Origin of the sequence: Reichenbachiella sp. MSK19-1, assembly GCF_003590315.1 — a bacterium.
Taxonomy (GTDB): domain Bacteria; phylum Bacteroidota; class Bacteroidia; order Cytophagales; family Cyclobacteriaceae; genus Reichenbachiella; species Reichenbachiella agariperforans.
In genome coordinates this window covers 547,405-562,467 of sequence record NZ_MIER01000016.1, presented here as the reverse complement: position 1 = coordinate 562,467, position 15,063 = coordinate 547,405, and the positions used below count along the sequence as shown (strand labels likewise).

General features: G+C 47.5%; 9 protein-coding genes. 2 read left to right on the top strand and 7 right to left on the bottom strand.

What is annotated here, in order from left to right; all coding sequences use genetic code 11:
- Positions 1–55 precede the first annotated feature (55 nt).
- The 6 genes from BGP76_RS15035 to BGP76_RS15010 all read right to left on the bottom strand — a co-directional run bounded on the left by BGP76_RS15035 (position 56) and on the right by BGP76_RS15010 (position 10,528).
- A complete protein-coding gene (locus BGP76_RS15035) occupies positions 56–3,553 on the bottom strand; it encodes a CotH kinase family protein (RefSeq protein ID WP_158584289.1) in 3,498 nt (1,165 codons plus the stop codon).
- A 25-nt stretch (positions 3,554–3,578) separates the two neighbouring features.
- Positions 3,579–4,814: a hypothetical protein gene (locus BGP76_RS15030; RefSeq protein ID WP_119845296.1), complete on the bottom strand. Its 1,236-nt coding sequence runs from the start codon at positions 4,812–4,814 to the stop codon at positions 3,579–3,581.
- Positions 4,811–5,821, bottom strand: coding sequence for an HlyD family secretion protein (locus BGP76_RS15025; protein WP_119845295.1), 1,011 nt, complete (start codon positions 5,819–5,821; stop codon positions 4,811–4,813). The genes BGP76_RS15030 and BGP76_RS15025 overlap by 4 nt, the downstream gene beginning before the upstream one ends.
- On the bottom strand, positions 5,818–6,495 hold the full coding sequence (locus tag BGP76_RS15020) for a DUF4956 domain-containing protein (protein ID WP_119845294.1): 678 nt from the start codon (positions 6,493–6,495) through the stop codon (positions 5,818–5,820). The genes BGP76_RS15025 and BGP76_RS15020 overlap by 4 nt, the downstream gene beginning before the upstream one ends.
- Positions 6,496–6,569: 74 nt before the next feature.
- Positions 6,570–8,543, bottom strand: a complete 1,974-nt coding sequence (locus tag BGP76_RS15015; RefSeq protein WP_158584288.1) for a CotH kinase family protein — start codon at positions 8,541–8,543, stop codon at positions 6,570–6,572.
- A gap of 218 nt (positions 8,544–8,761) precedes the next feature.
- A complete protein-coding gene (locus BGP76_RS15010; protein WP_119845292.1) occupies positions 8,762–10,528 on the bottom strand; it encodes a hypothetical protein in 1,767 nt (588 codons plus the stop codon).
- Between the two features lie 173 nt (positions 10,529–10,701).
- Here BGP76_RS15010 and BGP76_RS15005 point away from each other — a divergent pair, with 173 nt between their 5' ends.
- Positions 10,702–11,109, top strand: coding sequence for a hypothetical protein (locus tag BGP76_RS15005; RefSeq protein WP_073121369.1), 408 nt, complete (start codon positions 10,702–10,704; stop codon positions 11,107–11,109).
- On the top strand, positions 11,109–13,838 hold the full coding sequence (locus tag BGP76_RS15000) for an outer membrane beta-barrel protein (RefSeq protein WP_119845291.1): 2,730 nt from the start codon (positions 11,109–11,111) through the stop codon (positions 13,836–13,838). Before BGP76_RS15005 ends, BGP76_RS15000 begins: the two co-directional genes overlap by 1 nt.
- Positions 13,839–13,889: 51 nt before the next feature.
- Here BGP76_RS15000 and pheS read toward each other — a convergent pair whose 3' ends face one another.
- Complete coding sequence (gene pheS / locus BGP76_RS14995) at positions 13,890–14,915, bottom strand: phenylalanine--tRNA ligase subunit alpha (protein ID WP_073121373.1); 1,026 nt, start codon at positions 14,913–14,915, stop codon at positions 13,890–13,892.
- Positions 14,916–15,063 lie beyond the last annotated feature (148 nt).

Here is a 15,063-nt window from a genome sequence, read left to right as displayed (position 1 = left end):
TATTTGGACATACCCACCAGCACGGATAGCACGAACTATCTCACTACTTATAACCTTACTGATTCCAAACGACTCGCTGTAGAATTCGGTGTGTCTTGGTCGTGACCTCTACTAGGTAGATTCCTGAGCTTAACTGACCCGTGGGTGACCAAATAAACTCGTGGGTACCCACAGATTTTTGTTCATCACATAGTGTATCGAGCGGCCTGCCGTATAGGTCTATAACCTGAACTTGAAGTGGGCCATTTGATGTCATCTCTACCGAGACGGTCACTTCGTGAGTAAATGGATTCGGATAAGCGAGGACATGAAAGTCCATAGGGTCTCCCACAGCTAACGTGACACTATTATCCTCTCCGGGGTTGCCATTGTTTCCAAGAGGATACCAGCTGCTTGCTTTGGTGTTGTCGTAGTTGGGGTTTTGGAGTGCCAGTGAAGCGCCTTTGCCATCGGGTGAGGAGGGCCATGGGGCTACCGATTCGTAGCATACCTCTTCGGCGAGGTTGCCGTCTGCATCGAAGATTCGGACACACTCGGCTTCATTGCCCAATCCGAAATCAAAATCCCCCACTGTAGGGATATTGCCCTCGTAGTGGGCTGAGAAGTTTTCTACACTGCGGCAGAGTATCAAGAAGCCTCCCGGGGCTAGTGTTGTTTGATCTGGAATCGTAAAGATGTGATCGTCCTCTCCATCCTTCATCATCCAGTCACTGAGGTCTAGGGTTTGGTCACCCTTGTTGTACAGTTCTACCCAGTCCTCTATGTCTGGATCGTCTGCGGATTTGTAGAATATTTCATTCACGATCAGGTCATTGAGCGGATTGTCTACCTCTTCGAATACCGCAGTAATTGTTGTGCTCTCGGTCAGAGTAATGTGGGTTTGCTCGTCGGTCTCATCTATCCCCTCCCATCTGACAAAACGATGACCAGGTTTGGCAATAGCCGTCAGAGGAACGGGTACATTTCTGAAATACTCTCCTGTCCAGTTGGCTTGATCGATGGTCAGCGTGCTGAGCTGGACAGATCCATAGCTATTGTTGTTGATCTCAACAGTGACCGAAACGGATTGACCGACCGAGAGTGTAGAACTGACGATATTTTTCATCACAGCAGGTCGCTTCTGAGCAAAGTCACGCATGACATCCGCACGCTCCTTCCAGTAATTGTAGTCTCCATACCACCGGTTCATGTGGGCTTGGATTTCGTTTTCGATAGTGGCGATTTTCGCTTCCAGATTTTCACTGATATTGGCAGGGAGCCAAGTTGTGTTGAGTTGATCAGCGATGGTATTGACGAACTGATGCTTAAAGCTGTCGTTGGTCATCAGCCTGCGGAGGATGAGTGTAGACCAGGGGGGATTGGGCCAGTCTGGTCCGTTGGATGCCAGTGCAAAACTCAGCGTATTGTTGCTGTGATCATTTTCTTCCCAAATGCCAAAACCAAAATCAGTATCATAGGCAATCCATCGCCATTTGGCTGTATCATTGGCTTCTCGCCAGTATTTGATGTTGTTGCCGGGCCAATCCGTATTGTTGATGAATATGTTGGCACTCTGATAGTAGATGAAATTTTGGATATCCATCTGAGTAGCGATATAGGCTAGGTCTTCATCTGTGATGGTGCTGTGGTTTTCGAGGTATTGGACAAGTGCAAGGTAGTGCGCTTCGTCCCCATGAACGGGTATCCCTGAGGTTTCGAGCATTTCGATCTCGTCACTGTCTACATCGTGGTTGTCGGCGAGGAAATGTTCGTTGACTTTCTCACGCATGTTGTGGATGCCCCAGTACTCACCGTTGATATAGAGCACTGCGGGTTGGTATCCTTGTTTGTCTACACTTTCGTGAAAAAGTGACGTGTTGAATCCATCTCTTAGCATGGTGTTGTTCCAGTCGTTACCGGAGTTGCGTAGGACGATACTTGAAAATTCGTCCAGGTCTTTTTGATCGAAGAGCTCGTACTCGATAGGTCCATCTCCGTAGGATTTTCTGAAATGTATGGCGAGGGACTTTTGGTCATTGCCCCGGCTATATGCGCCGAATATTTTGGCCCCTGCATGCGCAGAAAACGCAATGTCTCCGTCGGTATCGATCATAGTGAGGTGTACGGGTTTTTCCCAGTCCTGCCAAAAATTCGATCCAAAATAGGGAAAGTCGTTCTCTGCGTTGGGGCCTTTGACATACATGCCCGTCGTGGGATCAAAGAAGTCGTCATGATCCACGATCAGGGACAGTACGGGTATCTCATGGCTGATGTTGATCATATAGGAAGCCGACGAGATCGGACCCGCCAAGGTGTTAGGAGCCAGTACTCTGGCACGGATGACGGTACTATTCGATACGGTGATCGCGGTGCTGTAGATAGCATCGGTATCCGTCGGTTCGCTACCGTCTGTGGTGTAGTAGATCGTGCCTGCCACGTCCTCGGTGTTCATCTCTACGGTGACATTGCCTTGGTAGAGGCCACTTGGTTGGGCGAGTATCACCTCGCCCGCGATGGCATCATAGGCGGTCGTGTTGTTTTCTGTTCCAGGTGTAGCTTCTGCAAAATAGTGTAATTCGTCAGATCCTGATAAGCGACCGATAGAGATCCCAGCGCGGAGCGAACCGGTGTAGAGCGTATCGATGATTTCCTGTACACTGTTGCGTAGAAACAAAGAATCGCCCGACGAAGAAATTTTGAAGTCCGTATGAAAACTGTTTTGGTAAAGGGAGATGTCGTCGGAGATCACTCCGGCATGTGCAGCGGCTGTACTGCCCAGCGTTAAGATAGGAATGATCGTCAGGTCAGAAGATCCCGAGCCAGCGTTGTGCAGTTGGATGGCCAGGAGATTCTCTCCCTCCACCAACAGATCGCTGTGATCGGATACATCGTAGCGTTCGGGTGCTCCACCGTGGTACATGGTCGCTTCGCGCAACGCTGAACTTTCGTCAAAGCCTGGCGGAGTACCTGTCAGTCCTGAGCGAGCGATCTCTGTCCCATTGAGATAGGCAACAAAACCATCGTCATAGTCAATATCAAGGAGTAGACGGTCTATGGATGCAGCCCCATCTACTGCAAAGGTCTTGCGGAGGTAAACAGCGTTAGTCGCCTCGATGATCGTCTGGTCGTCATCGTCTCCATAGCCGATACTTGTTGGGCCTTCTAACCACCCCGATGCATCGAAGCTATCGCTGGTCCATTCGCTACTCGGTTCTGCAGTCGGGACGAAGTATTGCCAGATGTCTCCCTGATCGATCACGGTGCGCCAGTAGGTCGGAGGGGTTTTGCGGTCTTTGTCTGAGGCAAATACCACCAAGTAGCCCCCAGCTGCGAGTTCAAACTCGGGGAAGGCCCAAAAGCTATCAGGGGCGGAGCTATCTGAGACTCCGTAGCCCGAGAGGTCAATAGCAGCATCGGTCGGGTTGTAGATCTCGAACCAGTCTGAGCTTTCGCCATCTTCGTCGTAGATGGTCTCGATGTTGGAGGCCATCGCTTCGTTGAACTGTAGCCCTTGGGCAGAGAGGGTCTGTGTCGTGAGTAGAGCGAATCCTGTTACTATCCAAAATTTAGTCATAGCTATCATGTTCTTTTTAGTCGAATCAATTGCGGTTGATTATAGGTTGGAAGTCTCGGGAAAGGTAGTTGATCAGAGGGCTGTTGGCAAGTAGGCCTTTTTGGTCGAGGTATTCGATGAAGGCGATCCTGATTTTCTTTTCCAGCTGGGCCAGCTCCATGTCCAAATCCAGGTGGTAGTTCTTCAATTTAGACAATTCGGCCCAGTCTACTGCTATGTTGGCATTGACCTGAATCTTTTGTGCGAGGGCTTGGCGCTGGCGCAACATTTCGTATTGTGCTATCCAAGCGTCTAGTTGGAGGGTGTTGAGTTTGGATTCGTTTTGTACGAGGCTTTTGGTAGCCTCTACTTTGGCCGCTTCATCGATGAGCTTGACCCGGTCGCGGTTGAGCTTTGGTTTGTCCGGGTTGACGATGGGTAGGCGTATCCCCACCTGAAAGCCCAAGTGGTCGTTGATGTCAGCGCCACGTTCGGTATCGATGTTGCCTTGGATGTAGCCAATGTTGCTGCGGGCTTCTGCTTTGTCGATTTTGAGCATTTGCTGGTTGAGAGCAAGCTCTTGTTCTGCTTCGATGATGGCTAGATTTTGATGGTCGGCTAGCGCAGTACTCGTGAGGTAGTGTTTGATCTGAGCTACTGTGATGAGATGATCTGTATCTATCGTGAGGGTGTCGGAGATACCATAGTCTAGCCCGATGTAGTAGCGTGTGACGAGGCTTTGTGTTTTGATTTCCTGGTGCTGAAGGAGATGCTTGGTTTGGTTGGATTGGAAGACGATGATGTCTTTGAGCTCCATCCCTTGTTGTGCGTTGTTTTGGAGGATTTTTTCTTCCAGCTGGATGCGTTTGCTCAGGTATTTTTCTTGCTGGGTCAAGTCTATCAGGTCGATGACCATGAGGTAGCGATTTTTGAGCGCTTCGTTGAGGACGATCTGGTGTTTGGTGGTGAGGCTCTCTAGATGTTGGTTGTAGTAGATTTTGTTGGCTTTGATCTCAGCGGGATTGGTGGGTGATAGGCGTAGACGGTACTCGTTGAGTGAAGCGTTGGCGTCTTCACTACCGACGCGGAGTTCGACACGGTTGAGCCAGGGTGAGTTGTAGTTGTTGTCGCTGAGGAACTGCTTCTGCGCTCGGTATCGCTCCAATGCCTGATCTTCTAGCGCCGTGGCTAGGTAGCCTTCTATGGAGAAGGTCATTTGGCCGTGTGCCTGATAAGTGATGGCGTACATACCTATCAACAAAAGAATCAAGTAGCGCATCATTTCAGTTTTACGTAGACTTTTTCTCCATGGAGGAAATTACTTTGGTCGGGGATTTTGATGAAAATCTCTCGACCGTACATCGGTAGTTCTTGGTTGATTTTGAGCCGTGAGGGATATTCGATGATGCGTGATCCGATCTCGGAGATGGTACCTGATACGTGGTAGGCTCGGTTGGTTGACTCGACAATGACGGATTGACCGGTGTTTAGTTCTGCATTTTGGTGCTCGTTGATCAAGGCGCGGATCACAGAGGGGTCGTGTGCATAGATGGTCATCAGCGTGGTGAAAGGCGAGGCGAGTTCGTCCTGCTCGATGAGGATATTACCGACCGTACCGTCTTCTTTGGCGACTTGGTAGAGTTCGCTTTCTTCTTGCTGGAGCAGCACCAGTTGATCGTCGTATTGCTTCATTTCATTTTCGGATTCTTTGATTTTGAGCTCGTAGAGCGTGTTGAGTTTTTTCTTTTTCAGCTGGTATTGCTGTTTGGCATGGCTGATTTCTTCGCGGAGCACTTCGATACGGAGTTGGACATAGGAGCGATCTGTGGAGGTATTGCCACTTGGGCTGATGTTAAGGCTTTCGATGCTTTGGGCGATCTCCGCTTGCTGCTGCAGGAGGAGTTTGAGGCGCTCGATTTCGGCCTGATTGTCACTGGTGATGAGGTCTACGTCCATCTGTGCCAGGTCCATCTCATGTTGTTTTTCGATCTGATAGATGGAAATCTGTGATTGGAGGCGTTCCAAATTATTTTTCATGTTATCCACTTCGAGGAGGAGGTCTTGGCGCTCGACTTTGAGTAGGGGGTCACCTTTTTTGACTTCCTGGCCGGGAAGGACAAAAATTTCTTTGACGCGCACCGCTTTGTGGTAACTGATGGCATGTTTTTGGGGCTCGACCTGTGCGAGGATGGATGTCGTAGAGTTGTAGGATTGAAACGAAACCAAAGCCAACAGTCCACCGATGACAACCCAAAGGACGTATAGGAGATTTTTTTTGATCAAACTCATAGCTGTGTCAGGTTATCACTTCTTTCCAACTTGATGCTTTCGAATCCCTCTTTGGCTTTGAGCTCGGTGTAGAAGGTGTCCTTGCTGTGTCCAGTGCTCAGGGTCAAGAAGAATTCGTAGCGGTCGCCACGGCTTCTGCTAGAGACGGAGAGCATGCGGTAGTCTTGGCATTTTTCTTTCAAGAAATCATGCATGGTTTTCTCAGTTGTTTCCGTCAGGAGGAGAAAACCAAGGCTGAACTCCTGATTGAGTTGTTTGCTGCCATAGGGGGAGAAATAGAGAATGCCAGCGATCATACAGTAGACCAAAGTCCCCGCTATGGCAATCGAATAGCCATAGACCCCAGAAGCGATCCCGACGGAGAGTGCTGCGAAGATGAATATGATGTTTCGTGGGTTTTCTATCCTGAGACGAAAACGCACAATGGCGATCGCTCCCATGATACCGAATCCAGCTGCGACGTTGTTGCCCACAGCCATGATGACCATACAGGTCACGATAGAACTCAAGATCATGGCTTGGATAAAATTGCGCGAAAGCGCAGTCCCTTGGCTGGTCAAGTGATACGTGAAACTAATCGCGCTACTCAGCACAAAGGATAGCAAGATAGAAAAGAGTGCTACCTCAAAGGAGGGGAATTCATAGAAGTCCCCGTCAGTCAATACATCAAACATGCCCTTAGTAATTATTTTTTGGTAGGTATATCTCTACCCACCATTCACAATGTTAACAAATTATGATGGATAATCTAATTTGTTAACATTTTCGTAACTGACTGATTTGTCGCCGTACGGACGTGTACAAAATAGACCCCCGGTTGAAGAGCAGTGAGTGTCAAGGTGGCCGAGGGACTATGGGGCTGCATCATGAAGACTACCTGGCCGTTGAGGTTGGTGATGTGGAGTTCCGAGATGTCTTCTTGGGCTTGGACGTGGATTGATCCTGTGCTTGGATTGGGGTAGAGCAGCACCTTGTCACTGCTTTTTTTTTCACCCGTCGATAGCGGCACAAAGTCCACGTCCTTGGTACGTATCCAATTACTCGCGACATTGTTGTCACTGTTGGGATCACTGAGCTCTAGGTAATAGCCACTGCCATCTGCATCAGGCCAGTCACCTTCATCGCTGTAGATCACTTCGTCGATGGTATTGCCGTAGGCATCTAGGAGCTGGATACGTTGACCGCCGTTGGATAGGCTTCTGTAATACTGATCGTCAGCTGCCGAGCCATATTTTTGCTCGTAGATGCTGGCGTTGCTAGCGAGTGTGGTGGTAGCTCCTGCTGCGAGTGTACTCTCTGCAAACTGATAGACGAACCCCGTCCCTCCAAAGTAGACGCCCGTCAGATCGACTGTTGTGCTGCCGTTGTTGAGGATTTCGATGAACTCTAGTTCTTTGCTTTCCACCGGGTCTTGGTCTTCGGGATTGTAGTGGATTTTGGTGATGACGAGTGGAGGAGTGGTGACTGCTGCACAGGCACTGTAGTCGCTCAATTCTGTGGTCATCCAGGTGATTCTCTCGGAGAGAAAATCTTTGATCTGTGTGATATGCTGGTCATGATCGACTATGGTGCCCCAGCGTGCCTCTTCGCGAATGGTAGCCTCGCTGATTTTTGCTACGATTTCATCGATACGGGTATTGAGGCGAGTCTCGTTGAGTGGCTGGTCGGGAGTAGTGAGTTCGTTCCAGCGTTTGGATAGGTAGCAGCGGTAAGTGTCGTCCTCGTAGAGGTCGAGCCAAAACTTGGAACCGACATTGTCGCCATTGTCAAGCTGCCATATATCTGGTTTGCTTCTGTCCAGTCCCCAAAAACGGAGATCATTGTCGAAGGTCAAATTCAAATCCCAGATCGGTCCTGCACGTAATTTCCCCATCTTGTCCTTGTGAAAGTAAGTGCTGTACTGGTAGGCATCCGAATTGGACGACAGCTCATTGATCAGCATAAAGTCGATGAATGAAGGTATGTCGATGAGAGAGGGGTAACCGTCGGCCTTATCGCTATTTTGATTGCGAGAGGTACTCGCCAGTTGGATGAATACTGATTCGATGTAGGAGGTCTGGGTATTGGTGGCCTCTTCGGGTTTGGGTACAACATGGACATAGTCTACGTTTTGACCCGTGTTGGTAGACATACTCCATGCGAGGGGGTCGTCATCTGCTCTGTCTGCTTGGGTGATATAGCCACCACTGAGGTCAGGTTGTGTCGCAGCGGATTCCTCTATTTGGTCTATGTCTACCCGGTTGTCATCTGCTTTGATTTTTTCCATCAGGATGTATAGGCCGTTGTAGGATCCGTTGAGGATAAGCTCGCAGTATCGCGTGCGGGGGGCGTAGTTGCCCAGCTGACGAGAAAGCTCGTAGCAGAGGTAGTCTCGGATGAGCGAACTGTCATAGGCAATCCCACTCAGGATCCAGTCGTTTTCTTTGGGCATATCGAGGAGGCTAACATTGTCTTTGTCTGAGCCATCTATAGTATAGGTGGTGAATCCGTATTGCTTTTTGGGGAGCTCTTGCGAGCTAGAGCCTCGGATTTCTATTTTGATTCGACTATCAAAGTCTAGGTAATCATCCGTGTTCTGATCGTTGAGGTAGTTTCTTTCTCCCTCGCCTCGATAGATGATTTTCATGTCTGCCCAGACTTTGGGTTCGTCGGGGATCGTCTGGTCATTGTCGGTATCGACAAGTACGATGGGGAGGTTGCTGTCGGTGAAAGTCTGCGCCATAGTGGTACAGCACATCGCCCATACGGCGAATAGTAGTAATGTAAATCGTTTCTTTGTCCCGAATCTACGACGAACTATCTAGGATTCAAACGATGCGGTAGTTGGTTCAGCGGATTGGCCAGCATTAAGATTTGTCTATTTGCTCCTCATGTTCTAAAAAGAAAGAACCAAGCGCACAGTACGCTTGGTTCTTGATTCGTTATTTTCTTGTACTTGGTTTACTCCTCCGAAATATTCCATATTTTGTCGTATCCCATTTCTATTTCTTTGGCACGCATGGTGGTGATACCGGCTTTGAGTGCGTCTAGGATGACTGGCATACTACATACTCTGGCGAGTTCGTTGGGGTCGGATTTAAGTTTGGATTCGTTGAATGATTCGCCTGTTTTGCGGGTGATCTGCCCATCAAAATACTTCCCTTCTCTATCGTCCCTTGTTTCGTCTATACCACTGATGGAGATGGTAAAGCTGGGGTACAACACCACGTTTCCATCCTTGTTGCCTCCGACCATCAGATTGATGTGCATGGATAGGAGTCCGTCTATATCTCCGGCTGCCTTCATCATGTTGACACGTGGATTGTCTGTAGTGATGTTAGAACTGGTTGATCCTAGGATTTCACCTATCGTACCTGGCGTAGATCGTTTGGTGCCATTGTAAGATTTCATGACTCTCTTGGCGTTGTTTTTATCTGCCGCCGCGAATAGGTCGTTGTACTGGGGTGTCCCAGTGACAGCTGCCACTGGGACAAACTCCACGTTATACTCTGATTTGAAGAATGCCACGACCTCTTGGTAGATCTGATCGAGGGCCGTGTTCCACGTCTCATCGGATAGTTGCGGGAACTCATAAGTGGTCGTCGTGGTGGTGGTCTGGGTATATTTGGTATTGCCTACTGTCCATGACTTGGAGTCAGTCTCTACCTCACGCTTGTATGTACTGGCCTCCATGGTGAAAGAGACGAGACCAAATTTGGATGCTTTGGATAGTGGAATACCGTAGGTTGCATTGGGCTTGTAGAAGGCGTACCCTAGGGTTTTGTCCGGAGTCTCTGCTCTCACGCGTAGTACCGTCATCACTCCTTCGTCCTGTTTGCCTTTGACGATCACGGGAAATGAGGCATAGTTGCGTGTGTACAGTTCTGTAGCTATCACTTTTCCAGGGCTTTGATCTGTACCAAAGTCCTCTTTTACTTTTTTGACTTCCCGCTCAAGGATCAGGTAGTTGTCACCTTTGTCAAAGTTGCCCATGTTGAGATCGCCAGCTATCTCCGGGTTGGCGAGTGCTTCTTTGGGAATCGTGACTTTGACCTTACCAGGTTTGGTGACTTTAAAATCTGCAAAATGATTGAAGGCTCTTACCCCCATAACCTTGGTCAGCATGGAAACTTTGATAGTTGTACCCTCTGACCCTGGTGGGTTATAGTACTCTAGTGTGATGTCCTCAGATAGGTCTAGTATGGGTAGTGCTGTTTCGCCATTGACACTGAGTATCTCTACATCTGGGATAGGCTGAAAGGTGTAGTGGGCTTTGTCTCCATTCTTGGCAGTGATGTCGATCTTGATCGGACCAGCGGGTGGATAGTTGTAGAATCTCCCGTAGGAACCAAGACCATAGTATTCCATCGGTTCACCGTCGGCGAGTACTTCTCCATCTACGAGTTCGTACATGCCTACCCCTTCGTTTTTGAAAAATGAGATGAATACCACATAATCCCCTTCTCTCGCTCCGGGAGGAAAATACTTCGCTTCGGTTGTCTCGATATCCGTAGAGTAGAGACCATTGATGTAGTTGGCCTTGACGACTACCCCTTCTAGGGTTTCGGTTTTGCCTGTCATGAGATTGCCTGTGACGTCCCCGATTTTTTCCATCAGGTTAAATTTCTTTTTTTTCTCTTTGCCCTCCCCACTGTCTTTCTTCAATAACTGACCGTAGGAAGTACTTAGCACAAATGCCATGCATAGGAATAGTATGGTTTTTTTCATCACTTTAGATTTTATACAGAATCAAAATTCAACTTTATATCTCAAATGGAATATCCGTGCTAGTGGGTATTTATCCATGACTTTTTGATCGGGTTGGCTTTTTTCAAAAAAAAGATCACAGATAGTGCAAGTTTTGGGTATAGATATTCATCTAACAGAAAAAGTAAAGAATTATGAATAAGAAAATATACCTATTTCTCATCATGACGATGAGTTTGTTTTACGTTGAATCCCAAGCCCAGCCTGGGGGACGCATGAGTCCTGAAGATAGGGTCATGCGTGAAAAGCAAAACCTATACAGTAAAATTGATGATCTATCTGATGATCAAACCATGATCATCGACGGGATCTACGACGAGTACGCTCAGTCGATCAAAGAGAGTTTTGAAGAGATTCGAAAGAATAGGAATTGGGAGGAAATGCGGGCCAAAATGGAAGCACTCAACGAAGAGAAAGACGGGTTGATGTTTGACATTCTCAGTCAAGAGCAATACGTCATCTACGAAGAGATGACGACCGCTCAACGTGAGCGTATGAAAGAGAGACAAGGAAACAGAAAGCCAGGAGAGGGAGCGCAATAATGAAAAGAATCGCATTAGTCATCATCAGTATGACCATCGGCTGGGCCACTTATGGTCAGGAAGTCATCAAGAGCAAAGTATATGGACGTCTAGTAGACAAAACAGACGGGTCAATGCTGATCGGCGCGACTGTGCAGCTCTTTAATATTAAGGATTCAACAAAATCTCGCTATGCCGTCACAGATGTGGAAGGCATCTTTTTGATAAAAGATGTCGAGAGTGCCTTTTACAAAATGAATATCAAAAGCCTCGGATACAAACCATACTCACGTACCGTGCGGATCTCGATAGAGGAGATGAATTTTGGAAACATATTCATGGAGCAGGATGAGAAAGTCCTAGAAGGCATAGAGGTTCAAGGAGCGGTCGTGGCGATGGAGGTTAAAGGCGATACAGTACAATACAACGCAGATGCCTACAAAGTAAACCCGGATGCGAGCACCGCAGATCTCGTCAAAAAGATGCCAGGAATCGTCATCGATGAAAACGGTGTCAGTGCCAACGGCGAGACGATCGAGCAAGTATTACTGGATGGAAAACGGTTCTTTGGACAAGATCCTTTACTCTCCCTCAATACGATCCCAGCCGAGGTAGTACAAAAAGTAGAAGTATTTGATCAGAAGAGTGAAAGATCGCAGTTCACAGGCTATGACGATGGCAACACGACCAAAACCATGAATGTCGTCACCAAAGAAGGCAAACGCAACGGACAATTCGGAAAAGCCTACGCAGGCTATGGCACTGATGACCGATACAAAATAGGTGCAAACGTAAATTCCTTCAAGGATGATCAACGCTTGACCGTGATCGGAATGACCAATAACATTAACCAGCAGAACTTCAGCGGTGAGGATTTGGCAGGTATCAGTGGTGGAGGCGGTGGGTTTCGTCGCGGCAACAACAGTCTCATGACAGGTACGCAAAGCGGGATCACCCAAACCAATTCTCTAGGATTAAATTTTACTGATGAGTGGGGCACAAAGGCCAAGTTCGAGGGGAGTTATTTCTTTAATCAAACCAACAACAGCCGAGACGAAACGACCAACCGTGAGATCTACAACGGAGACAGCATTCAGTACTATGATGAAATCAAAAATGCCGATACCGACAACCTCAACCATCGTCTCGATGCGAGGATTACCTATGACATCAATGATGACAACAAGCTAACGATCCGCCCAAGAATCAGCTACCAAAACAATGAGAGCCTGACCTTCACCGACGGAGCGACAGTTAACGGGGCAGGAACGGAAATAAACCGTACGGAAAACAACTACCGCAGTAGCAATGAGGCGTTCAATATCGACAACTATATCAGCTACATGCATAAGTTTGACAAAATCGGTCGTACTTGGTCTCTAGAATTAGAGACCAACTATAAAGAGACTGATCGTGAAAACTACTATGAAGACATCGCACAGGACTCTATCACACAGTACCTGACTGATGAGACTGACTATACTATAGAAAGTACGCTAGGCTATACCGAGCCTATTGGAAACACCGCACAGCTATCTGCAACATACGAACTCAGCTATAGAGAGAGAAATTCGGATAAAAACACATACAATATCAACCCTGATTCTGGAGCGAAAAATTTCAACACACAGTTATCCAATCATTTCGTAAGCGGGTATACCCAGCATAAAACAGAGGTCTCACTAAGCAACCGTTCAATGGGAACATTCTATCGTTTTGGACTAGCGTATCAATATGCCGAATTGGCAAATAAGCAGATTCAACCTGAGACGGGAAATTTTGTCAATAGATTCAACAGCATCTTGCCCTTTGCCATGGGACGCATCGAGCTAGGTAGCGAAGCAGACGTGTTTATTAGGTATCGTACGAGCACCTCTACTCCATCTATCAATCAACTCCAAAACGTGATCGACAATAGCAATCCCCTGTTTATCTCCACAGGTAACCCTGAACTAGATCAGAGTTATTCACATTCGTTGATGATTCGGTTCAACAAACCAAACCCAGACAAGAACCGATCGATAGCCAACTTCACTCGTGTAGAGACCACCCAAAACTACATCACCAACGAAACCACTTACGCACCACAGGACTCGGTCTATGCGGGGGGAATCATCGTGCAGCAAGGGGCACAGGTGTCCAAACCGATCAATATGAACGGCTACTGGAATGTAAACAACAATACTACGCATAGCATCTTGATCGAAAAGCTAAAGTCTAATTTCAACACCTCGTTGGGGTTCAACTACCGCAGGCTGCCCGGCAGGACCAATGAGCAAACCAATATCTCCAGTACCTATTCGGGGAATATCAAGTTTGCCCTTGCCAGCAACTTTAGTGAGAACTTCGATTTCAATATCTACTACGATGTGAGTAGCAACTTGGTCAACAACTCCATCGAATCGATTGCCAATACCAACTACACGACCCAGACAACGGGTGCCAAACTCAACTGGATATTTGGTGGAGGGTTTGTCTTCCGAAACGATATCTATTATCAGAAGTACAACGGGATCGAAGACTCCTTCGATAGCGAGTATGTCCTCTGGAATATGAGCGTCGCACGTAAATTCTTGAAAAATGACGTGGGAGAATTGGAGCTGTCAGTGTTTGATTTGTTGGGCCAGAACCAAAGTTTCTCTCAGAGTGTCAACCCTGCCTATGTGGAGGAAGTACGTACCGAAGTACTCCAGCAGTATTTCATGATGACCTTCACTTATCAGCTCCGCAGATTCTCTGGAGCGAAGTAGGCTTGCTAATTTAATTAGACAGAAAACTATTAATCGGGAATCAAAGGGGGCTTAGAAAGTCCCCTTGAACTGATTGAGGAATCGCACGTCATTCTCAGAGAAGAGACGCAGATCATTGATTTGGTACTTGAGCATCGTGATGCGCTCAATTCCCATTCCGAATGCGAACCCTGTGTATTCTTCAGGATCGATTCCACAGTTTTTGAGGACGTTCGGATCGACCATCCCACAACCGCCGATTTCCACCCAGTTGGTATATTTGCAGACGTTGCAGCCCTTGCCATTACAAATGAAACAGCTGATGTCTATCTCCGCACTCGGCTCGGTGAAAGGAAAATAAGACGGACGGAAACGAATCTTCGTGTTCTCACCAAAAAGCTGCTTCACAAAGTGATACACCGTCTCCTTGAGGTCTTTGAACCCGACGTTTTTGTTGACATATAGACCTTCTACCTGATGAAAGAAACAGTGTGCTCTGGCAGAGATCGCTTCATTTCTAAACACACGCCCTGGCATGATCGATCGGAAAGGAGGCTTTTGTCCTTCCATCAATCGAATCTGCACATTGGAAGTGTGCGTACGGAGAACCTTGTCTGGATCTTTTTCGATAAAAAAAGTATCCTGCATCTCACGTGCTGGATGATTTTCTGGAAAGTTCAACGCAGTGAAATTGTAAAAATCTTCCTCGATCTCGGGTCCATTGGCCACATTGAACCCCATACGCTCGAAGATCTCTATGATCTTGTTGGTGGTGATCGTCAGTGGATGGATCGAACCCGTCTCGTTGGGCACATTGGGCAGGGTCATGTCCAAGCCAATATCCGCTGTGCTGCCTGACTGATCCGACAGCCCGTCTGCGAGCGCCTGAAACTTCTCTTGAGCAAGATCCTTGAGTTCGTTGAGTGCCTGACCAAAAGCCTTCTTTTGTTCGTTAGGAACATTTCTGAAATCATTGAACAGCTCAGTGACGACACTTTTCTTGCTGATAAATTTCATTCTGAATTGCTCCAGTTCCTCTGCAGCTTTCGCTTCAGCAGATTGAATCATGGCTTTGTACTCTTCTACTTTCTCAAACATATCTCTTGGACTTGAAGATGCGAATTTACCACGGGCTAAATTAAAATGGAACTTTTGAGTCGGAAATGGAGAAGCCCTAACTAAACGAGCTTTTCAAACCTGTTTTGATGGATCGATACATTCTAAAAACTAATTATTATAGTTTATA